Raw genomic sequence first — 21,362 nt, forward strand, 5'->3', positions numbered from 1 at the left:
ACGACTGAATGAAAGAGGGGGCCTGCGGGCCCCCTCTTTCATGTATGCACTGCGACAGTGGTCACTTGCGCAGCTTGATCTGCTCGATGGCGTGCTCGTTGCCCTTGGTGAGGATGAGGTTGGCCCGCTCCCGGGTCGGCAAGATGTTCTCTTGCAGATTCAGGTAGTTGATATCCTGCCAGATGTTGTTGGCGATCTCGGTCGCCTCGCTCTCGGCCAGCTTGGCGTAGTGGTGGAAATAGGAGTCGGGATCCGAGAAGGCGCCGCTGCGGAATTTGAGAAAACGATCGATGTACCAGGTGCGCAGCAGCTCGGCATCGGCATCCACATAGATGGAAAAGTCGACGAAGTCCGACACGAACACGCGATGAGGGTCCTGGGGATAGTCCATGCCGCTTTGCAGCACATTGAGCCCTTCCAGGATCAGGATGTCCGGCTGCTCCACCACCTTCTTCTCATCGGGCAGGATGTCATAGATGAGGTGGGAGTAGACGGGGGCCTCGACCTTCTCGTGGCCGGCGCGGATATTGGCGACAAACTCCACCAGATGGCGGATGTCATAAGACTCGGGGAACCCCTTGCGGCGCATCAGGCCACGGGCTTCCAGCTCCTTGTTGGGAAACAGGAAGCCGTCGGTGGTGACCAGCTCCACCCTGGGGTGCTCCGGCCAGCGCTCCAGCAGTGCCTGAAGGATACGGGCCGTGGTGCTCTTTCCCCCCGCCACGCTGCCGGCGATGCTGATGATATAGGTGCCCTTGCCGCGGGACTGACCGAGAAACTGCTCCAGCACCCGGCTGCGGCGCTGCTTGGCCTTGACGTAGAGATTGAGGAGACGGGAGAGGGGCAGATAGATCTCTTCCACTTCCCGCAATGACACCTTCTCGTTGATCCCGCGCAGGGTCTGCAGATCGTGCTCGGTCAGGGTCAGGGGGACCGCATCGCGCAATAACGCCCATTGTTCGCGGGTGAATTGCAAATAGGGGTTATGCTCTGTCGTCATGGTGTCATCACTGTTTCTTGGGCATGGCGACCATACACCAAGGGATCGGGAGCGACAAGGGACGCGTCCGGTCGGGACGGAGAAGGAGCGTTTTTTGCCTGGATCCCGGCATAAATGCACATTTTGCAAGGTGCAATGGTTGCATCCCCAAAATCCTTACCATAAAATGCGCGACGCTTGGATGTCTGTCGTCTATTTGCCGAGCAAAAGCGACAAAAACAACGGGTGCAAGCAGAATTACCGTTGTGGCATTTATGCAACTGGAGGGGTTCCCGAGCGGCCAAAGGGATCAGACTGTAAATCTGACGGCTCTGCCTTCGAAGGTTCGAATCCTTCTCCCTCCACCATATTTCTCTGCGGTTTGAGTTCTTTGGGTTAGAGAAATGCGGGCATCGTATAATGGCTATTACCTCAGCCTTCCAAGCTGATGATGCGGGTTCGATTCCCGCTGCCCGCTCCAAGATGCTGATATGGCTCAGGTAATTCTGAGAGCCACACCTTAGGGTGAGTTCGGCAATCGAACCAGCCTGTCAGCACCAACCTCTCTACTCCCCTTGATTCAAATCCATCATATAAACTGTTCTGTGGTTAGCTTGCCACCGCGTACTCAGCGTTAGTTTAGAGGGACGATCATGTCTAAAGAAAAATTTGAGCGTAATAAACCGCACGTTAACGTGGGTACCATCGGCCACGTTGACCACGGTAAAACCACCCTGACCGCCGCCATCACCAACGTGCTGGCCAAGCACTTCGGTGGTAAAGCTTTCGCCTTCGACCAGATTGACAAGGCGCCAGAAGAGCGTGAGCGTGGTATCACCATCAACACCTCCCACGTAGAATACGACACTGCTACCCGCCACTACGCTCACGTAGATTGCCCGGGTCACGCCGACTACGTTAAAAACATGATCACCGGTGCTGCCCAGATGGACGGCGCAATCCTGGTAGTAGCAGCGACTGACGGCCCGATGCCGCAGACTCGTGAGCACATCCTGCTGGGTCGTCAGGTAGGCGTTCCGTACATCATCGTGTTCATGAACAAGTGCGACATGGTAGATGACGAAGAGCTGCTGGAACTGGTCGAGATGGAAGTTCGCGAACTGCTGTCCGAGTACGACTTCCCGGGTGATGACCTGCCGGTAGTCCGTGGTTCCGCACTGAAAGCGCTGGAAGGCGAAGCTCAGTGGGAAGAGAAGATCCTGGAACTGGCTGGCCACCTGGACACCTACATTCCGGAGCCGGAGCGTGCCATTGACCAGCCGTTCCTGATGCCTATCGAAGACGTCTTCTCCATCGCAGGCCGTGGTACCGTAGTAACCGGTCGTGTAGAGCGCGGTATCGTCAAGGTTGGTGAAGAAGTGGAAATCGTTGGTATCAAAGATACCACCAAGACCACCTGTACCGGAGTTGAAATGTTCCGCAAACTGCTGGACGAAGGTCGTGCAGGTGAGAACGTTGGCGCACTGCTGCGTGGCGTGAAGCGTGAAGACGTAGAGCGTGGTCAGGTACTGGCCAAGCCGGGCACCATCAAGCCGCACACCAAGTTTGAATCTGAAGTGTACGTGCTGTCCAAGGAAGAAGGTGGTCGTCATACCCCGTTCTTCAAGGGCTACCGTCCGCAGTTCTACTTCCGTACTACCGACGTGACCGGTACCATCGAACTGCCGGAAGGCGTAGAGATGGTCATGCCGGGCGACAACATCAAGATGGTTGTTACCCTGATTGCCCCGATCGCGATGGACGACGGCCTGCGTTTCGCCATCCGTGAAGGTGGCCGTACCGTAGGTGCTGGTGTTGTAGCCAAAGTTATCGCTTAATCTTGGCTTACATAAATAAAGCAAAGCCCCTATAATAGGGGCTTTCTTATGCAGGGGCGTAGTTCGAATTGGTAGAACAGCGGTCTCCAAAACCGATGGTTGCGGGTTCGAGTCCTGCCGCCCCTGCCATATACCTCGTCTCGTACGGGGCTTTTGTGTCTTTGGTTACGTCAGATACAGGTGGGTTGTATGAGTGTTAGTTCTGAGGGTCAGGGCGGAAGCAAGGATACCCTGCTTTGGGGCCTGGTTTTCATCATCCTTGCGGCCGCTGTAGTGGGCAATTACCTGCTGAGCGACGTTATTGCTGCCGTCCGCGCCCTGGGTGTGGTCGTTGTCATCGCTGCTGCCGGTGCAGTGGCCCTGCAAACCACCAAGGGCAAGGCAACACTGGCGTTTGCCCGTGAGTCTCGCCTGGAAGTCCGCAAGGTCGTATGGCCGACCCGTCAGGAAGCCATTCAGACAACCCTGATTGTGCTGGCGGTGACTGCCGTGATGGGGCTGCTGCTGTTCGTGTTGGACGGCGCCTTGGTCTGGTTGGTCAACCTGATTACCGGTGTGTAAGGATAAGCCATGACTGAACAACGTGAACAGCGTATGAGATGGTATGTCGTGCAGGCATTTTCCGGCTACGAAGGCCGTGTTGCCAAATCCCTGCGTGAACATATCAAGATGCATGGCATGGAAGAGCTGTTTGGTGAAGTGCTGGTCCCGACCGAAGAAGTGGTCGAGATGCGTGCTGGCCAGAAGCGCAAGAGTGAGCGCAAATTTTTCCCGGGATACGTCCTGGTCCAGATGGTGATGGATGAAACCACATGGCACCTGGTACGCAATGTACCACGTGTAATGGGTTTCATCGGCGGTACCTCCGATCGCCCTGCTCCTATCTCCGATAAGGAAGCGGATGCCATCCTCAATCGTCTGCAAGATGCCCACGACAAGCCGCGTCCGAAAACCCTGTTTGAACCGGGTGAGATGGTCCGGGTTGCCGATGGTCCGTTCGCCGACTTCAACGGTACCGTTGAAGAGGTGGACTACGAAAAGAGCCGCGTGAAGGTCTCCGTACTGATCTTCGGCCGCTCAACGCCGGTAGAACTGGATTTTGGTCAGGTCGAAAAAGGCTGATTAATCTCTGTACGTTTAACGGTTGTCAGGGGCAGCGATTATCTCTATAATTCGCTGCCCCTTTATTTGTTGGGGAGCCGTTTGCAGGAGCATGTCTCCGAGGCGTTAGAACCCATTTTTGAGGTATTTTTGTAATGGCTAAGAAAGTCACAGCTTATATCAAGCTGCAAGTTAAGGCTGGCAGTGCTAACCCCAGCCCTCCCGTTGGTCCTGCTCTGGGTCAGCACGGTGTGAACATCATGGAATTCTGTAAGGCATTCAACGCCCGTACAGAAAAGCTGGAAAAAGGTTCTCCGACTCCGGTCGTGATCACCGTTTACAGCGACCGTTCCTTCACCTTCGAAACCAAGACTCCGCCCGCTTCCTTCCTGCTGAAGAAAGCCGCTGGTATCCAGTCTGGTTCCGCCAAGCCGAACAAAGACAAGGTTGGTAAGGTGACTGTGGCTCAGCTGCAAGAAATCGCCAAGACCAAAGAGCCGGATATGACTGGTGCCGATCTGGATGCAAAAGTACGTTGCATCGCCGGTTCCGCTCGTTCCATGGGCCTGGTAGTGGAGGAGTAAGACAATGGCTAAACTGTCCAAGCGTATGCGCGTTATTCGCGAAAAAGTTGACGGTACCAAAGAGTACTCCATCAACGAAGCCATTGCCCTGCTGAAAGAACTGGCTACTGCCAAGTTCGTTGAGAGTGTTGACGTTGCCGTTAACCTGGGTATCGATGCTCGTAAATCCGACCAGAACGTACGTGGTGCAACTGTACTGCCGCACGGTACTGGCCGTGACATCCGTGTCGCTGTATTCACCCAGGGTGCCAACGCCGAAGCCGCCAAGGCTGCCGGTGCTGAACTGGTTGGTATGGATGACCTGGCTGAGCTGGTCAAGAAAGGCGAGATGAACTTCGACGTCGTGATCGCATCCCCGGATGCCATGCGCGTTGTTGGTCAACTGGGCCAGATCCTGGGCCCGCGCGGTCTGATGCCGAACCCGAAGGTTGGTACCGTCACTCCGAACGTAGCCGAAGCCGTCAAGAACGCCAAGGCTGGTCAGGTTCGTTACCGTAACGACAAGAACGGTATCATTCATACCACTCTGGGCAAGGTCTCTTTCAACGAAGTTCAGTTGAAAGAGAACCTGGAAGCGCTGCTGGTTGCCTTGAAGAAGGCCAAGCCGTCCTCCGCCAAGGGTGTATTCATCAAGAAAGTCAGCATCTCCACCACCATGGGTGCCGGTGTTGCCGTAGACCAAGCTTCCCTGGAAGCTCAGGCCTAATTGATGGGTTTTACAAGGCGCAAAATTTAATCTATAATTTTGCGCCTTGATTGGTTGGGGGTTTCGACCTCCGTCCAAGACCGCAGGAGGCCGCAAAGCCTTAATTCTTCCTGCGTAGACGGTGCCGGAAACCCAGCGAGAAAGATTCTTTCTCTTCTGGAATCCTGCTACCGCATCGTTCCCCTCTGTTGTAAAGGTAGGGGGGATGTGTCAGTACTGGGTCAACAGACCCGGATTCAATCCAGGAGTTAAGCCAATGGCATTGGGACTCGAAGACAAAAAGGCAATTGTTGCTGAAGTCAACGAAGCTGCCAAAGGCGCTCTTTCTGCAGTTGTAGCCGATTCTCGCGGCGTCACTGTAGAGAAGATGACCGTCCTGCGTAAGACCGCTCGTGAAGCTGGTGTGTATATGCGCGTTGTGCGTAACACCCTGCTGCGTCGCGCGGTAGAAGGTACCGAATACGAGTGCCTGAACGACGCATTTACCGGTCCGACCTTGATTGCTTTCTCCAACGAACACCCGGGCGCTGCCGCTCGTCTGTTCAAAGAGTTTGCCAAAGCGAACCAAAAGTTCGAAATCAAGGCTGGCGCTTTTAACGGTGAGTTTATCGCCGCAGCACAAATTGATCGTCTGGCCACGCTGCCGACTTACGAAGAAGCAATTGCGAAGTTGATGGCTACCATGAAGGAAGCCTCTGCTGGCAAGCTGGTTCGTACTATCGCTGCTGTTCGCGACCAGAAACAAGCTGCTGCTTGATTCTCGCCTATCTAGGCTGTTTGAGTTTATTCAACATCAGGAATTTTTGTCATGTCTATCACTAAAGACCAAATCATCGAAGCCGTTGCTTCCATGTCCGTAATGGAAGTTGTTGAGCTGATCGAAGCTATGGAAGAGAAGTTCGGTGTTTCTGCCGCTGCTGCCGTCATGGCTGGCCCGGCTGCTGCTGAAGCAGTAGAAGAGAAGACCGAGTTCGACGTAGTTCTGACTGCTGCTGGCGCCAACAAAGTTGCCGTCATCAAGGCCGTTCGTGGCGCTACCGGTCTGGGCCTGAAAGAAGCCAAGGACCTGGTAGAAGCTGCTCCGACCAATCTGAAAGAAGCCGTGTCCAAGGACGAAGCTGAAGCTCTGAAGAAAGAGCTGGAAGCTGCCGGTGCTTCTGTTGAGATCAAATAATCTGCATTTATGTAGATTAGCCTGATAAAACAGGCTAAGGCTGGTGAATCTTTATTCACCAGCCTTTTTGCGCTGTAGACTGAGAGTATTTCACACCGTTCACGACTCTCGGTGCACCAGCAATCCGGACCGCCTCATCGTCCGGGCCAACACAAAACGGTGTTGAGACAGAGCTGTCCCGTGGGGACAGAGTGGGTCACTTATCAGCGAGCTGAGGAACCCTATGGTTTACTCTTATACCGAAAAAAAACGCATACGTAAGGACTTCGGTAAGCGAGACCAGGTACTGGACACGCCTTATCTGTTGTCCATTCAGCTGGACTCCTTCAAGCAGTTCATCGAGGCTGACCCGGAAGGTGAGTACGGCCTAGAAGCCGCCTTCCGTAGCGTTTTCCCGATCACCAGTTACTCCGGTAGTGCTGAGCTTCAGTATGTCAGCTATCGCCTGGGTGAGCCGGTATTTGACGTAAAAGAATGCCAGATCCGTGGAGTGACCTACTCCGCGCCGCTGCGTGTCAAGCTTCGTATGGTTCTGTACGACCGTGAAGCAGCTGCCGGCACCGTCAAAGACATCAAGGAACAAGAAGTTTACATGGGCGAAATTCCGCTCATGACCGAAAACGGCACCTTTGTCATCAATGGTACCGAGCGGGTCATCGTCTCCCAGCTGCACCGCAGCCCGGGCGTCTTCTTCGACCACGATAAAGGCAAAACACATTCATCCGGTAAGGTGCTTTATAACGCTCGCGTTATCCCCTACCGTGGCTCCTGGCTGGACTTTGAGTTCGATGCGAAAGACAACCTGTTTGTCCGTATCGACCGTCGTCGTAAACTGCCAGCCTCCATTATTCTGCGCGCCCTGGACTTCAGTTCCGAAGAAATCCTGGCCACCTTCTTCGAGACCATCGGTTTCGAAGTCAAGGATGGCAAGTTGATGATGGATCTGGTGCCCGAGCGCCTGCGTGGCGAGACCGCGACCTTCGACATCATTGCCAATGGCGCCGTGGTGGTTGAAACCGGTCGTCGTGTCACTGCCCGTCACATCCGTCAGCTGGAAAAAGACGGCATCACCCAGATCGAGGTGCCGGTAGAGTATGTTGTTGGCAAAGTTGCAGCCAAGAACTACGCGCACCCGCAGACTGGTGAGATGGTTGTCACTGCCAACCAGGCGCTGAGCCTGGAAGCGGTTGCCAACCTGTCTCAAGCCGGCTTCAAGCACTTCGAGGTTCTGTTCACCAACGAACTGGATCACGGTGCCTACATGTCCGAGACCCTGCGTATCGACTCCAGCTCCAGCCGCCTGGAAGCCCTGGTCGAGATCTATCGCATGATGCGTCCGGGCGAGCCGCCCACTCGCGAAGCGGCCGAGCAGCTGTTCGAGAACCTGTTCTTCTCTTCCGAGCGTTACGACCTTTCTACCGTAGGTCGGATGAAGTTCAACCGCCGTTTGGGTCGTGAAGACGAGACTGGCGTTGGCGTGCTGACCAAGGACGATATCGTCGAGGTCATGAAGCGCCTGATCGACATCCGTAACGGTAACGACGAAGTGGACGATATCGACCACCTTGGTAACCGTCGTATTCGTTCCGTCGGTGAAATGGCCGAGAACCAGTTCCGTGTCGGTCTGGTCCGTGTCGAGCGTGCGGTGAAGGAGCGCCTGTCTCTGGGCGATCTGGACACCCTGATGCCGCAGGATCTGATCAACGCCAAACCGATCTCCGCCGCGGTCAAAGAGTTCTTCGGTTCCAGCCAGCTGTCCCAGTTCATGGACCAGAACAACCCGCTGTCCGAAGTGACCCACAAGCGCCGTATCTCCGCGCTGGGCCCGGGCGGTCTGACCCGTGAGCGTGCCGGTTTCGAAGTTCGAGACGTACACCCGACCCACTACGGTCGTCTGTGCCCCATCGAAACGCCGGAAGGTCCGAACATCGGTCTGATCAACTCGCTGTCCGTGTATTCCCGCACCAATGAGTACGGTTTCCTCGAGACCCCGTACCGCAAGGTGATCGACGGTGTGATCACCGACGAAGTGGATTACCTGTCTGCGATTGAAGAAGGCAAGTACGTGATCGCACAGGCCAACGCCGCGACCACCGAAGATGGCCGTCTGAAAGATGAATTGATCCCGTGCCGTCACAAAGGTGAATCCACCTTTATGAACGCCGACCAGATCCAGTACATGGACGTGAGCCCGCAACAGATCGTCTCTGTGGCAGCGGCCCTGATCCCGTTCCTGGAACACGATGACGCGAACCGCGCATTGATGGGTTCAAACATGCAACGTCAGGCTGTACCGACCCTGCGCGCCGACAAGCCGCTGGTTGGTACCGGTATGGAACGCGCAGTGGCCGTTGACTCCGGTGTGACCGTAGTGGCCAAGCGTGGCGGCATGATCGACTATGTCGATGCCTCCCGTATCGTTATCAAGGTCAACGAAGATGAGCTGCTGCCTGGCGAAGCCGGCATCGACATCTACAGCCTGACCAAATACACCCGTTCCAACCAGAACACCTGTATCAACCAGCGTCCGTGCGTGATGTTGGGTGAGCCGGTGATGGCTGGCGACGTGCTGGCTGACGGCCCGTCCACCGATCTCGGTGAACTGGCGCTGGGTCAGAACCTGCGCGTCGCGTTCATGCCGTGGAACGGTTACAACTTCGAAGACTCGATCCTGGTGAACGAGCGTGTTGTTCAGGAAGATCGCCTGACCACCATTCACATCCAGGAACTGGCCTGTATCTCCCGTGACACCAAGCTGGGTCCGGAAGAGATCACTGCTGACATCCCGAACGTGGGTGAAGCCGCTCTGTCCAAGCTGGACGAGTCCGGTATCGTCTACGTGGGTGCCGAAGTGAAGGGCGGCGACATTCTGGTCGGCAAGGTGACTCCGAAAGGTGAAACCCAGCTGACTCCGGAAGAGAAGCTGCTGCGCGCCATCTTCGGTGAGAAGGCGTCTGACGTGAAGGACTCTTCCCTGCGAGTGCCGAACGGTGTGTACGGTACCGTGGTTGACGTGCAGGTCTTTACCCGCGATGGCGTGGAAAAAGACAAGCGCGCCAAAGAAATCGAAGAGATGCAGCTGAAGGAAGCGAAGAAGGACTTGACCGAAGAGTTCAAGATCCTGGAAGACGGCATTTTCGGCCGTTCCCGCAACCTGCTGCTGGCCGCCGGTTACAGCGAAGATCGTCTGAACAAGCTCGATCGTTCCAAGTGGTTTGAGCTGGCCATCGAAGATGAAGCCAAGCAAATCGAGCTGGAGCAGATCGCTGAGCAGCACGTTGAGCTGAAGGCCGAGTTCGACAAGAAATTCGAGAACAAGCGTCGCAAGATCATCCAGGGCGATGACCTGGCGCCGGGCGTACTGAAGATCGTCAAGGTCTATCTGGCCGTCAAGCGTCGCATCCAGCCGGGTGACAAGATGGCGGGCCGTCACGGTAACAAGGGTGTTATCTCCAAGATCTGTCCGGTCGAGGATATGCCCCATGACGAGTACGGCCGTCCGGTCGACATCGTACTGAACCCGCTGGGTGTACCGTCTCGTATGAACATCGGTCAGATCCTCGAAGTGCACCTGGGCCTCGCGGCCAAGGGCATCGGCGAGAAGATCGACCGCATGATCAAAGAACAGCGCGAGCTGCACGAGATGCGCGAGTTCCTGCAACAGGTCTATGACCTGGGCGAGAAGGACTCCCAGCAAGTGAACATTGCCGAGCTGTCTGACGACGACGTGCGTACCCTGGTGGGTAACCTGCGTAAGGGTCTGCCGGTGGCTACACCTGTCTTTGATGGTGCCAAAGAGCGCGAAATCAAAGCCTTGCTGAAGCTGGCCGATCTGCCGGAATCCGGTCAGATCTCCCTGTTCGACGGTCGTACCGGTAACGCCTTCGAGCGCAAGGTCACCGTGGGTTACATGTACATGCTGAAGCTCAACCACCTGGTAGACGACAAGATGCACGCGCGTTCTACCGGTTCCTACAGCCTGGTTACCCAGCAGCCGCTGGGTGGTAAGGCGCAGTTCGGTGGTCAGCGGTTCGGTGAGATGGAAGTGTGGGCCCTGGAGGCTTACGGTGCGGCATATACCCTGCAGGAAATGCTGACCGTCAAGTCTGACGATGTGAACGGCCGTACCAAGATGTACAAGAACATCGTGGATGGCGACCACCGTATGGAGCCGGGCATGCCCGAATCCTTCAACGTATTGCTGAAGGAAATCCGCTCTCTGGGTATCAACATCGAGCTGGACGAAGAGTAAGAGCTCGCTCTTATTGTTCGAGAATTGACGTGGGCGCCCCGCTGTTTCGGCAGCCGGGGCGCCGAGGTTAGACTCCTGACAGGGGAAACACGTGAAAGACTTACTCAAGTTTTTGAAGGCTCAGACCAAGACCGAAGAGTTTGACAGTATCAAGATCGGTCTGGCCTCTCCTGACATGATCCGCTCCTGGTCATTCGGTGAGGTCAAAAAGCCTGAGACCATCAACTACCGGACTTTCAAGCCGGAGCGTGATGGTCTGTTCTGCGCCCGTATCTTCGGACCGGTGAAGGACTACGAGTGTCTGTGCGGCAAGTACAAGCGCCTGAAACACCGTGGTGTGATCTGCGAGAAGTGCGGTGTAGAAGTGACCCAGACCAAGGTCCGTCGTGAGCGCATGGGCCACATCGAGCTGGCCAGCCCGACTGCCCACATCTGGTTCCTGAAGTCCCTGCCGTCCCGTATCGGTCTGCTGCTGGACATGACCCTGCGTGACATCGAGCGCGTGCTGTATTTCGAATCCTATGTAGTGATCGAACCCGGCATGACCAACCTCGAGCGCAGCCAGATGCTCTCCGAAGAGAACTATCTGGACGCATTGGAAGAGTGGGGCGACGAATTCGACGCCAAGATGGGTGCCGAGGCCATTCTGGCTCTGCTGCGCGCCATCGATCTGGAAGGTGAAGTCAAAGCCATGCGTGAGGAGCTGGATCAGACCAACTCCGAGACCAAGCGCAAGAAGACCACCAAGCGTCTGAAGCTGATGGAAGCCTTCCTGCAATCCGGCAACAAGCCGGAGTGGATGATCATGACAGTGCTGCCCGTGCTGCCGCCGGACCTGCGTCCGCTGGTACCGCTGGACGGCGGCCGTTTCGCGACCTCCGATCTGAACGATCTGTACCGTCGCGTGATCAACCGTAACAACCGCTTGAAGCGTCTGCTGGACTTGGCTGCGCCGGACATCATCGTGCGCAACGAAAAGCGCATGCTGCAAGAGTCCGTGGATGCCCTGCTGGACAACGGCCGTCGTGGTCGTGCCATCACCGGTTCCAACAAGCGCCCGCTGAAATCCCTGGCCGACATGATCAAGGGTAAGCAAGGTCGTTTCCGTCAGAACCTGCTGGGTAAGCGTGTCGACTACTCCGGTCGTTCCGTTATCACCGTAGGTCCGACCCTGCGTCTGCATCAGTGCGGTCTGCCGAAGAAGATGGCACTTGAGCTGTTCAAGCCCTTCATCTACGGCAAGCTGGAATCCCGCGGTCTGGCGACCACGATCAAGGCCGCCAAGAAGATGGTGGAGCGCGAAGAAGCCGTCGTTTGGGACATCCTGGACGAAGTGATCCGCGAACACCCGGTTCTGCTGAACCGTGCACCGACCCTGCACCGTCTGGGTATCCAAGCGTTTGAACCGACCCTGATCGAAGGCAAGGCCATCCAGCTGCACCCGCTCGTCTGTGCCGCCTATAACGCGGACTTCGACGGTGACCAGATGGCGGTCCACGTACCGCTGACCCTGGAAGCCCAGCTGGAAGCGCGCGCCCTGATGATGTCCACCAACAACATCCTGTCGCCTGCCTCCGGTGAGCCGATCATCGTTCCTTCCCAGGACGTGGTCTTGGGTCTGTATTACATGACCCGTGCCCGTATCAACGCCAAGGGCGAAGGTATGGTGCTGTCCGGTCCTAAAGAGGCCGAGAAGGTCTACCGTGCCGGTCTGGCCGACCTGCATGCTCGCGTCAAGTGCCGCATCACCGAGTACGTGAAGAACGAAGCCGGTGAACTGGTTGCCAAGACCGAGATGAAGAACACCACCGTTGGTCGTGCGATCCTGAGCCTGATCCTGCCCAAAGGCATGGAATACGCCCTGATCGACGAGCCCAAGGTACTGACTGCTGCAGAGCAGGCTGACCTGGACGCCAACCCGCAGAACTGGATCAAGTGCGTCTCCAACAAGGCGCTGGGCAAAAAGCTCATCTCCCGTCTGCTGAACACCTGCTATCGCAAGCAGGGCCTGAAGGATACCGTCATCTTCGCTGACCAGCTGATGTATACCGGTTTCCACTACGCGGCCCTGTCCGGTGCCTCTGTTGGTATCGATGACATGGTCATCCCGGATGCCAAGAAAGACATCATCGCTGCTGCAGAAGCCGAAGTCGCCGAGATCCAGGACCAGTTCCTGTCCGGTCTGGTGACCGCGGGCGAACGTTACAACAAGGTTATCGATATCTGGGCCAGCGCGAACGATCGCGTCTCCAAGGCCATGATGGACAACCTTTCCAAGGAGCGTAACGTCAACTCCCTGGGCGATGAGGAAGAGCAAGCCTCCTTCAACAGCATCTTCATGATGGCCGACTCTGGTGCGCGGGGTTCCGCCGCCCAGATCCGTCAGCTGGCCGGTATGCGTGGCCTGATGGCGAAGCCGGATGGCTCCATCATCGAAACGCCGATCGTGGCGAACTTCCGTGAAGGTCTGAACGTACTGCAGTACTTCATCTCCACTCACGGTGCTCGTAAAGGTCTGGCGGATACCGCACTGAAGACAGCGAACTCCGGTTACCTGACCCGTCGTCTGGTTGACGTGGCCCAGGACATGGTGATCACCGAGGACGATTGCGGCACTACCGACGGTCTGTGGATGACTCCGCTGATCGAGGGTGGCGACGTGGTCGAGCCGCTGCGTGAGCGCGTGTTGGGTCGTGTGGTGGCCGAAGACGTTATCAAGCCGGGTACCGAGGATGAAGTGCTGGTAGCGCGCAACACCCTGCTCGACGAGCAGCTGTGTGACCTGCTGGAGCGCAACTCCGTCGACCGCGTGAAGGTACGTTCTGCCATCACCTGTGAGACCGACTTCGGTAACTGTGCTCACTGCTACGGCCGTGATCTGGCTCGTGGTCACCTGGTTAACAAGGGGGAGGCTGTCGGTGTTATCGCCGCTCAGTCCATCGGTGAACCGGGTACTCAGCTGACGATGCGTACCTTCCACATCGGTGGTGCCGCATCCCGAGCGGCTGCCGAGAGCAGCATCCAGGTGAAGAACACCGGTAGCATCAAGTTGCAGAACGCCAAGTTCGTTCTGAACAACTCTGACAAGCTGGTTATCACCTCCCGTTCTACCGAGCTGACCATCATGGACGAGATGGGCCGTACCAAGGAAAGCCACAAGCTGCCTTACGGTTCCGTGCTGGAAGTGAAGGATGGCGAAGCGGTGAACGCCGGTGATACCGTCGCGAACTGGGACCCGCACACCCACCCGATCATCACCGAAGTGGCGGGTCGTCTGCACTTCGAACACATGATCGACGGTGTGACCATCACTCGTCAGACTGACGAGCTGACCGGCCTCTCTTCCATCGTCGTACTGGATGTCAACGAACGTCCGAGCGCCGGTAAAGAGATGCGTCCGACCGTGAAACTGGTCGACCTGAATGGCAAGGATGTGATGATCCCGGGCACCGACGTTCCCGCCCAGTACTTCCTGCCGGGCAAGGCGATCGTGAACCTGGAAGATGGTGCCAACGTGGGCGTGGGTGACGCGGTTGCGCGTATCCCCCAAGAGTCCAGTGGTACCAAGGACATCACCGGTGGTCTGCCGCGCGTTGCGGATCTGTTCGAAGCACGTCAGCCGAAAGAGCCGGCCATCCTGGCCGAGATCTCCGGTACCATCTCCTTCGGGAAAGAGACCAAGGGCAAACGTCGTCTGGTCATCACCCCGACCGATGGTGGCGAGATCTATGAAGAGATGATTCCGAAATGGCGTCACCTCAACGTGTTCGAAGGTGAAAAAGTTGAGAAGGGTGAAGTGCTGGCGGACGGTCCCGAGTCTGCTCATGACATCCTGCGTCTGCGCGGTATCAGCCCGGTCGCCAACTACATCGCCAACGAAGTGCAGGACGTTTACCGTCTGCAAGGCGTTAAGATCAACGACAAGCACATCGAAGTCATCGTGCGTCAGATGCTTCGCAAGTGCGAGATCCTGAGCGCTGGCGACACCGACCTGATCGAAGGTGAACAGGTTGAAGTGGCCCGTGTGAAGATCGCCAACCGTAAACTGGTTGCCGAAGGGAAGACCCCGGCTACCTACCGTCATATCCTGATGGGTATTACCAAGGCATCTCTGAGCACCGAGTCCTTCATCTCCGCGGCTTCCTTCCAGGAGACCACCCGCGTGCTGACCGAAGCAGCCGTTGGTGGCAAGCGTGATGAACTGCGCGGCCTGAAAGAGAACGTGATCGTGGGTCGTCTGATCCCGGCTGGTACCGGCTTTGCCTACCACCACAGCCGCATCAACCAGCGTGCCGCCGCAGCTCGTGCTGTCGGTGTGCCGCAGGTGACTGCCGATGAAGCTCAGCAAAACCTGGCGGATCTGCTCAACGCAGCCGGCAGTTTTGACGAAGAGTAATCTTCCGCAGCAGTGATCGAAAAGGGCCCCTTCTAGGGCAATGCTGTTCACTTAAGAGAATTTGAGTTCCAGTCTACGTAGTATCAGGACAAAAAATCGAGGGAGGCATGATGCCTCCCTCTTTCTATTGCAAGCCCCGCTGGATAAAGGCTGGAGGAAGATCGACTGGACACAGCCTTGCCCCCTCAACTCAAATCCAATTTATGAATAATCAGTCAAAAAAGTGCTTATCTGAACAGCATTGCCCTTCTAGGGGCCCTTTTTTTATTTCCCATCCGGCGCCTAGCGTGCACTGGGCTGGGGCAGGGGGATGATCCAGTGCAAGGTTATAGAGCAAAAAATCAAAAAAAGTTGACATTGCCCCGTCGCAACTGAAAACTCGGGAAAGTTGAATGGGTATTACAGGGGTAGAACATGGCTGTCGGTATCGAGGAAGTACTGCTTCCCGAAGAGCAACTGAGCGGTCGCGCTTTTACAGACGAAGACAGGGAGCTGTTGCGTTCATATGGGGGCCTTATCGAAGGCCTGGCCGATCTGTTCGGCAAGCACTGCGAGGTGGTGCTCCACTCCCTGGAAAATCTGCATGAGTCCGTGATCCAAATCGCGAATGGTTTCAATACGGGTCGAACTCTGGGGGCGCCGATCACCGATCTCGCCCTGCGGATGCTCAAGGATATCGAGAGCACGGGTCAGGATCACACCCAGAGTTATTTTGCCCGCAGTCGGACCGGTGCCTTGATGAAGTCGAGCACCATCGCCATCCGTAACCGCGACAAGCAGGTGATCGGCCTTATCTGCATCAACCTGCACATCAATGCGCCTTTCCACGAGTTCGTGGCCGAATTCTTCCCGACGCCACAGCAGGTGGAGCGGCAATCACCGGAGACCTTCGCCAACAGCGTCGAAGAGCTGGTTGCCCAGACGGTGGACAACACCATCGACGAGATCAATCGTGATCCCTCCGTGGCCAACAATGCCAAGAACCGTTTTATCGTGACCCAGTTGTTCGAGAAGGGCATATTTGATATCAAGGATTCGATCAACCTGGTCGCCGACAAGCTGAATATTTCCAAACATACCGTGTATCTCTACATCCGACAGCGCAAGCAGGGTGAAGAAGAGAGCGAGTAAGCGCCATAGATAGGGGATAGATAACAATGGCTAAAGAAGTGATTGCAACCGACAAGGCGCCTGCCGCAATTGGCCCTTATGTCCAGGCTACCAAGCTGGGTGAGCTGGTCTTTACCTCCGGGCAGATCCCGCTCGATCCGGCCACCATGGACATCGTTGCCGGTGGCATCGAGGCTCAGGCAGAGCAGGTGATGAAGAATCTGGTCGCAGTCTTGAAAGCCGCAGGGGCCGATACCAGCAAGGTACTGAAGACCACTTGCTTCCTGAGTGACATGAACAACTTCGTGGCCTTCAACCAGGTGTATGCCCGCTACTTTGGCGAATCCGCTCCGGCACGTTCCTGCGTGGAGGTCGCTCGTCTGCCCAAGGATGTGCTGGTCGAAGTCGAAGCCATCGCCTACGTCTGAGCCTGTTTCATTGGAAAAGCCCCTCCCAGGAGGGGCTTTTGCGTCTGTGAGGTAGAATGGATGCACCGCTGTGCAGGAGTGCGATCATGAGTCTGAATTTTGCTCTGCTGGTCACCGGGCCCGCCTATGGCACCCAGACGGCCAGCACGGCCTATCGTTTTGCCCTGAGTCTGGTCGAGCAGGGACACCGCTTGTCCCACCTCTTCTTCTATCAGGAGGGGGTGTGCAATGCTAATGGCCTCCATGCGCCAGCCAGCGATGAGACCGACCTGGTGGCGTTGTGGCGCGAGTTGGCCATCCAGCAGGGCATCCGCATCGATGTGTGTGTGGCTGCGGCCATGCGCCGTGGCGTGCTGGATGAGCAGGAGGCCAAGGGAATGGGACGGGAGCATTTCAATCTGGAAGCCCCATTCTGCCTGAGCGGGCTCGGTCAGTTGGCGGAAGCCGCACTGACCGCTGATCGCTTCGTTCAGTTCTAGGGGGACAAAATGACCAGAATAGCGTTTATCTCACGGCGTGGTCCCCATGGTTCGGCGAGTGGTCGGGAGGGGCTGGATGCTCTGCTGGCCACCTCTGCATTGACGGAGTCCCTGGCCCTCTTTCTGGTGGGGGATGGCGTGATGCAACTGGTGAGGGGGCAATCACCACACGCCATATTGCAGCGTCACTACGCCCCGACCTTCAAGATGCTGGAACTGTATGACATCGAGGAGATCTATGTCTGTGCGGTATCACTGGCTGAGCGAGGACTGACGGCGGCGGATCTGCTAATTCCAGTTATTCCGCTCTCTCCTGCGGAAATTCGCCGTAGCTGGGCGGGTTTCACCACCCACATCTGCTTCTGAGGTGCCCGTGATACAGCTGATATTGAACTCTCCCTTCATGAGCCAGGATTTCGAGTTGGCGTTGCGTTACCGCATGGAAGGGGATCTGGTGGTGTTGATGCAGGATGCCGTGATGGCGGCGGCTGCCCCCGGGTGGTGCGAGCGCTTGGCAGAGGTCCCCCTGTACGTCATGAAGGAAGACCTGCAAGCGAGAGGCTTGTCATCCGGGATCGGGATGGAACTCGATATGCCGGGTTTGATCAGGTTGATCGCCGAGCACGGATCACCGCAGACCTGGGGCGGTTAGGCTTGGTTTTCCTTTTTATCTCAGTTGCTTAGCATAATGTCATTCGACTGTCATTTGCCATTTCGGTGTGCAAATTGTATAAATCTTGACTCCCCAGACAACAGGGCATAAAATTTCGCGTCCCCGTATCTGCGGGGAGGATTTTTCACACGTTTATGAAGTCATTATCAGGAGCCTTTTGATGGCAACTATTAACCAGTTGGTTCGCAAGCCACGCATCAAGCTCGTTGTGAAAAGCAACGTGCCGGCGCTGGAAGCGTGCCCTCAGAAGCGTGGCGTATGCACCCGTGTATACACCACCACCCCGAAGAAGCCTAACTCTGCACTGCGTAAAGTATGCCGTGTACGTCTGACCAACGGCTTCGAAGTCACCTCCTACATCGGTGGTGAAGGTCACAACCTGCAAGAGCACTCTGTTGTTCTGATCCGTGGCGGTCGTGTAAAAGACTTGCCAGGTGTTCGTTATCACACCGTTCGTGGTGCGTTGGACTGTGCCGGTGTTAAAGACCGTAAACAGGCTCGCTCCAAGTACGGCGTGAAGCGTCCGAAAGCTTAATGGTTCTCCGTTAAGTAAGGCCAAACGTTAATTCGTTTCTAGTTAGATAACTTTCTAGTTTTGGGTAACCCCTGAAGTTACGGAGAATTTGAAATGCCAAGACGTCGTGTTGTTGGTCAGCGTAAAATCCTGCCGGATCCCAAGTTCGGATCTGAGCTGCTGGCTAAATTTGTCAACGTAGTAATGGTTGACGGTAAGAAATCTGTTGCAGAAGCCATCGTTTATGGCGCCCTGGACATCATTGCCACCAAATCTGGCAAAGAGCACCTGGCCCTGTTCGAAGTCGCTCTGGACAACATTCGTCCGGCGGTCGAGGTTAAATCTCGTCGCGTCGGTGGTGCAACCTATCAGGTGCCGGTAGAAGTTCGTCCGGTACGTCGCAATGCTCTGGCAATGCGCTGGTTGGTTGATGCCGCTCGTAAACGTGGTGAAAAATCAATGGCTCAGCGTTTGGCTGGCGAGCTGCTGGATGCCGCTGACAATAAGGGTTCGTCTGTCAAGAAACGTGAAGACGTTCACCGTATGGCTGAAGCGAACAAGGCCTTCGCTCACTTCCGCTGGTAATCCGCTTGCGCAGGGTCTTATGACTCTGCGCACCTTTAATTATCTGGGGACAAGCGCCCTAGTAAGAGGATGACAATGGCTCGTACAACCCCCATTGAGCGTTATCGTAATATCGGTATCTCCGCTCACATCGACGCCGGTAAGACTACTACTACCGAGCGCGTTCTGTTTTACACCGGTGTAAGTCACAAGATCGGTGAAGTTCACGATGGCGCCGCCACCATGGACTGGATGGAACAGGAACAAGAGCGTGGTATCACCATCACCTCCGCCGCGACCACCGCTTTCTGGTCCGGTATGGGTAAACAGTTCCAACCGCACCGTATCAACATCATCGATACCCCGGGCCACGTTGACTTTACTATCGAAGTAGAGCGTTCCATGCGTGTTCTGGATGGCGCCGTGATGGTGTACTGTGCCGTAGGTGGCGTACAGCCCCAGTCTGAAACCGTATGGCGTCAGGCTAACAAGTACAAGGTTCCCCGTATCGCGTTCGTCAACAAGATGGACCGTACCGGTGCCAACTTCCTGCGCTGCGTTGAGCACATCAAGACCCGTCTGAAAGGTAACCCGGTTCCTCTGCAACTGAACATCGGTTCCGAAGAGAACTTCAAGGGCGTTATCGACCTGGTCAAGATGAAAGCCATCAACTGGAGCGAAGCTGACCAGGGCGTATCCTTCGACTACGAAGACGTCCCGGCTGAGCTGCTGGAACAGGCGCAAGAAATGCGCATGAACCTGGTTGAAGCCGCTGCTGAAGCGTCTGAAGACCTGATGGAAAAATACCTGGGTGGTGAAGAACTGACTGAAGAAGAGATCAAGAAAGCTCTGCGTCAGCGTGTTCTGAACAACGAAATCATCCTGGTTACCTGTGGCTCCGCGTTCAAGAACAAGGGCGTACAGGCCATGCTGGATGCCGTGGTCGAGTACCTGCCGGCTCCGACCGACGTTGCTGCTATCGACGGTCTGAAGCTGGATGGCGAGACCAAGGACGAGCGTCACGCTTCCGATGACGAGCCGTTCTCTGCTCTGGCATTCAAGATTGCTACCGACCCGTTCGTGGGCAACCTGACCTTCTTCCGTGTTTACTCCGGTGTGGTCAACTCCGGTGACTCCGTGCTGAACTCCGTTAAAGAGAAGCGCGAGCGTTTCGGCCGTATCGTTCAGATGCACGCCAACAAGCGTGAAGAGATCAAAGAAGTTCGCGCAGGCGACATCGCTGCTGCCATCGGCCTGAAGGACGTCACCACCGGTGACACCCTGTGTGACGAAAGCGCACCGATCATCCTGGAGCGTATGGAATTCCCGGAACCGGTAATCTCCATCGCCGTTGAGCCGAAATCCAAGGCTGACCAAGAGAAGATGGGCTTGGCTCTGGGCCGTCTGGCTCAGGAAGATCCGTCCTTCCGCGTATGGACCGACGAAGAATCTGGCCAAACCATCATCGCCGGTATGGGTGAGCTGCACCTGGACATCATCGTTGACCGTATGCGTCGCGAGTTCAAGGTAGAAGCCAACGTAGGTAAGCCGCAGGTTGCCTACCGTGAAACCATCCGCAACACCGTCAAGGACATCGAAGGCAAGCATGCCAAGCAGTCCGGTGGTCGTGGTCAGTACGGTCACGTCGTTATCGACATGTACCCGCTGGAAGAAGGCAAAGCCTACGAATTCGTCAACGACATCAAGGGTGGCGTGATTCCGGGCGAATTCATCCCGGGTGTTGACAAGGGTATCCGCGAGCAGCTGAAGTCCGGCCCGCTGGCAGGCTATCCGGTAATGGATCTGGGTGTGCGTCTGCACTTCGGTTCCTACCATGATGTCGACTCTTCCGAACTGGCGTTCAAGATCGCTGCTTCTCTGGCGTTCAAGGCTGGCTTCATGAAGGCCAACCCGGTACTGCTCGAACCGATCATGAAGGTCGAAGTCGAGACTCCGGAAGACTACATGGGCGACGTGATCGGTGACCTGAACCGTCGTCGCGGCCTGATCGAAGGCATGGAAGATGGCCCGTCCGGCAAGATCGTACGTGCGCTGGTGCCGCTGGCCGAAATGTTCGGTTACGCCACCTCCCTGCGTTCTGCTACCCAGGGTCGTGCTTCCTACGCCATGGAATTCGCCAAGTATCACGATGCCCCGACCAACGTCGCCCAGGCCGTGATCGAAGAGCGCAAATCCAAGTAATTTAAGATTCCCCGCCTACGACGGTAGGCGGGTTTAACCTAGAAGGACTACGTCGTGTCTAAAGAAAAATTTGAGCGTAATAAACCGCACGTAAACGTCGGCACCATCGGCCACGTTGACCACGGTAAAACCACCCTGACCGCCGCCATCACCAACGTGCTGGCCAAGCACTTCGGTGGTAAAGCTTTCGCCTTCGACCAGATCGACAAGGCACCGGAAGAGCGTGAGCGTGGTATCACCATCAACACCTCCCACGTAGAATACGACACTGCTACCCGCCACTACGCTCACGTAGATTGCCCGGGTCACGCCGACTACGTTAAAAACATGATCACCGGTGCTGCCCAGATGGACGGCGCAAT

The 21,362-nt window shown here is 56.2% G+C and carries 19 protein-coding genes and 3 tRNA genes; 21 read left to right on the plus strand and 1 reads right to left on the minus strand.

What is annotated here, in order from left to right; genetic code table 11:
• Positions 1-61: 61 nt before the first annotated feature.
• Positions 62-1,000: a type I pantothenate kinase gene (coaA, locus tag J9892_RS10255; protein WP_029314861.1), complete on the minus strand. Its 939-nt coding sequence runs from the start codon at positions 998-1,000 to the stop codon at positions 62-64.
• A gap of 262 nt (positions 1,001-1,262) precedes the next feature.
• On the opposite strand from coaA, the gene J9892_RS10260 reads away from it, so the two are divergent.
• From J9892_RS10260 to J9892_RS10360, 21 genes are all read left to right on the plus strand, one after another.
• Positions 1,263-1,347 (plus strand) — tRNA-Tyr (locus J9892_RS10260).
• Between the two features lie 38 nt (positions 1,348-1,385).
• Positions 1,386-1,460: transfer RNA gene (locus tag J9892_RS10265), tRNA-Gly, on the plus strand.
• A 172-nt stretch (positions 1,461-1,632) separates the two neighbouring features.
• Positions 1,633-2,817, plus strand: a complete 1,185-nt coding sequence (tuf, locus tag J9892_RS10270; protein ID WP_005306325.1) for an elongation factor Tu — start codon at positions 1,633-1,635, stop codon at positions 2,815-2,817.
• Between the two features lie 52 nt (positions 2,818-2,869).
• Positions 2,870-2,946: transfer RNA gene (locus tag J9892_RS10275), tRNA-Trp, on the plus strand.
• 60 nt (positions 2,947-3,006) lie between these two features.
• Positions 3,007-3,378: a preprotein translocase subunit SecE gene (secE, locus tag J9892_RS10280; RefSeq protein ID WP_010675960.1), complete on the plus strand. Its 372-nt coding sequence runs from the start codon at positions 3,007-3,009 to the stop codon at positions 3,376-3,378.
• Between the two features lie 9 nt (positions 3,379-3,387).
• The gene (nusG, locus tag J9892_RS10285; RefSeq protein ID WP_010675959.1) at positions 3,388-3,939 is read left to right on the plus strand and encodes a transcription termination/antitermination protein NusG; all 552 of its coding nucleotides are present in this window, start codon (positions 3,388-3,390) and stop codon (positions 3,937-3,939) included.
• A 134-nt stretch (positions 3,940-4,073) separates the two neighbouring features.
• Positions 4,074-4,502 (plus strand): 50S ribosomal protein L11, encoded by a 429-nt coding sequence (gene rplK, locus J9892_RS10290; RefSeq protein ID WP_005306313.1) that lies wholly within the window; start codon positions 4,074-4,076, stop codon positions 4,500-4,502.
• 4 nt (positions 4,503-4,506) lie between these two features.
• A complete protein-coding gene (gene rplA / locus J9892_RS10295; protein ID WP_010675958.1) occupies positions 4,507-5,208 on the plus strand; it encodes a 50S ribosomal protein L1 in 702 nt (233 codons plus the stop codon).
• 256 nt (positions 5,209-5,464) lie between these two features.
• A complete protein-coding gene (gene rplJ / locus J9892_RS10300) occupies positions 5,465-5,965 on the plus strand; it encodes a 50S ribosomal protein L10 (protein ID WP_042016252.1) in 501 nt (166 codons plus the stop codon).
• Between the two features lie 51 nt (positions 5,966-6,016).
• Positions 6,017-6,382 (plus strand): 50S ribosomal protein L7/L12, encoded by a 366-nt coding sequence (gene rplL, locus J9892_RS10305; RefSeq protein WP_010675957.1) that lies wholly within the window; start codon positions 6,017-6,019, stop codon positions 6,380-6,382.
• A 223-nt stretch (positions 6,383-6,605) separates the two neighbouring features.
• The gene (gene rpoB / locus J9892_RS10310; protein ID WP_010675956.1) at positions 6,606-10,634 is read left to right on the plus strand and encodes a DNA-directed RNA polymerase subunit beta; all 4,029 of its coding nucleotides are present in this window, start codon (positions 6,606-6,608) and stop codon (positions 10,632-10,634) included.
• Between the two features lie 91 nt (positions 10,635-10,725).
• A complete protein-coding gene (gene rpoC / locus J9892_RS10315; RefSeq protein WP_010675955.1) occupies positions 10,726-15,030 on the plus strand; it encodes a DNA-directed RNA polymerase subunit beta' in 4,305 nt (1,434 codons plus the stop codon).
• A gap of 414 nt (positions 15,031-15,444) precedes the next feature.
• A complete protein-coding gene (locus J9892_RS10320; RefSeq protein ID WP_010675954.1) occupies positions 15,445-16,161 on the plus strand; it encodes a transcriptional regulator in 717 nt (238 codons plus the stop codon).
• A gap of 26 nt (positions 16,162-16,187) precedes the next feature.
• The gene (locus J9892_RS10325; RefSeq protein WP_010675953.1) at positions 16,188-16,568 is read left to right on the plus strand and encodes a RidA family protein; all 381 of its coding nucleotides are present in this window, start codon (positions 16,188-16,190) and stop codon (positions 16,566-16,568) included.
• 86 nt (positions 16,569-16,654) lie between these two features.
• The gene (gene tusD, locus J9892_RS10330; protein WP_010675952.1) at positions 16,655-17,047 is read left to right on the plus strand and encodes a sulfurtransferase complex subunit TusD; all 393 of its coding nucleotides are present in this window, start codon (positions 16,655-16,657) and stop codon (positions 17,045-17,047) included.
• A gap of 9 nt (positions 17,048-17,056) precedes the next feature.
• On the plus strand, positions 17,057-17,413 hold the full coding sequence (gene tusC / locus J9892_RS10335) for a sulfurtransferase complex subunit TusC (protein ID WP_161469668.1): 357 nt from the start codon (positions 17,057-17,059) through the stop codon (positions 17,411-17,413).
• Positions 17,414-17,420: 7 nt separating this feature from the next.
• On the plus strand, positions 17,421-17,699 hold the full coding sequence (tusB, locus tag J9892_RS10340) for a sulfurtransferase complex subunit TusB (RefSeq protein WP_161469667.1): 279 nt from the start codon (positions 17,421-17,423) through the stop codon (positions 17,697-17,699).
• 181 nt (positions 17,700-17,880) lie between these two features.
• Positions 17,881-18,255, plus strand: coding sequence for a 30S ribosomal protein S12 (gene rpsL / locus J9892_RS10345; protein ID WP_005306278.1), 375 nt, complete (start codon positions 17,881-17,883; stop codon positions 18,253-18,255).
• 93 nt (positions 18,256-18,348) lie between these two features.
• Entirely contained in the window at positions 18,349-18,819 is a 471-nt protein-coding gene (rpsG, locus tag J9892_RS10350; protein WP_010675949.1) for a 30S ribosomal protein S7, read from the plus strand.
• Positions 18,820-18,894: 75 nt separating this feature from the next.
• Positions 18,895-21,000: an elongation factor G gene (fusA, locus tag J9892_RS10355; protein ID WP_010675948.1), complete on the plus strand. Its 2,106-nt coding sequence runs from the start codon at positions 18,895-18,897 to the stop codon at positions 20,998-21,000.
• 54 nt (positions 21,001-21,054) lie between these two features.
• The coding region (locus J9892_RS10360) for a GTP-binding protein (RefSeq protein ID WP_039215146.1) at positions 21,055-21,362 on the plus strand (308 nt) is incomplete at its 3' end.

The organism is Aeromonas sp. Prich7-2 (genome assembly GCF_017939255.1).
Lineage (GTDB): Bacteria > Pseudomonadota > Gammaproteobacteria > Enterobacterales > Aeromonadaceae > Aeromonas > Aeromonas caviae.

What these genes read in the sequence shown, in the direction of transcription:
- coaA (WP_029314861.1), bottom strand. Translation starts at nt 1,000, where the DNA reads ATGACGACAGAGCATAACCCCTATTTGCAATTCACCCGCGAACAATGG.
- tuf (WP_005306325.1), top strand. Translation starts at nt 1,633, where the DNA reads ATGTCTAAAGAAAAATTTGAGCGTAATAAACCGCACGTTAACGTGGGT.
- secE (WP_010675960.1), top strand. Translation starts at nt 3,007, where the DNA reads ATGAGTGTTAGTTCTGAGGGTCAGGGCGGAAGCAAGGATACCCTGCTT.
- nusG (WP_010675959.1), top strand. Translation starts at nt 3,388, where the DNA reads ATGACTGAACAACGTGAACAGCGTATGAGATGGTATGTCGTGCAGGCA.
- rplK (WP_005306313.1), top strand. Translation starts at nt 4,074, where the DNA reads ATGGCTAAGAAAGTCACAGCTTATATCAAGCTGCAAGTTAAGGCTGGC.
- rplA (WP_010675958.1), top strand. Translation starts at nt 4,507, where the DNA reads ATGGCTAAACTGTCCAAGCGTATGCGCGTTATTCGCGAAAAAGTTGAC.
- rplJ (WP_042016252.1), top strand. Translation starts at nt 5,465, where the DNA reads ATGGCATTGGGACTCGAAGACAAAAAGGCAATTGTTGCTGAAGTCAAC.
- rplL (WP_010675957.1), top strand. Translation starts at nt 6,017, where the DNA reads ATGTCTATCACTAAAGACCAAATCATCGAAGCCGTTGCTTCCATGTCC.
- rpoB (WP_010675956.1), top strand. Translation starts at nt 6,606, where the DNA reads ATGGTTTACTCTTATACCGAAAAAAAACGCATACGTAAGGACTTCGGT.
- J9892_RS10320 (WP_010675954.1), top strand. Translation starts at nt 15,445, where the DNA reads ATGGCTGTCGGTATCGAGGAAGTACTGCTTCCCGAAGAGCAACTGAGC.
- J9892_RS10325 (WP_010675953.1), top strand. Translation starts at nt 16,188, where the DNA reads ATGGCTAAAGAAGTGATTGCAACCGACAAGGCGCCTGCCGCAATTGGC.
- tusD (WP_010675952.1), top strand. Translation starts at nt 16,655, where the DNA reads ATGAGTCTGAATTTTGCTCTGCTGGTCACCGGGCCCGCCTATGGCACC.
- tusC (WP_161469668.1), top strand. Translation starts at nt 17,057, where the DNA reads ATGACCAGAATAGCGTTTATCTCACGGCGTGGTCCCCATGGTTCGGCG.
- rpsL (WP_005306278.1), top strand. Translation starts at nt 17,881, where the DNA reads ATGGCAACTATTAACCAGTTGGTTCGCAAGCCACGCATCAAGCTCGTT.
- rpsG (WP_010675949.1), top strand. Translation starts at nt 18,349, where the DNA reads ATGCCAAGACGTCGTGTTGTTGGTCAGCGTAAAATCCTGCCGGATCCC.
- fusA (WP_010675948.1), top strand. Translation starts at nt 18,895, where the DNA reads ATGGCTCGTACAACCCCCATTGAGCGTTATCGTAATATCGGTATCTCC.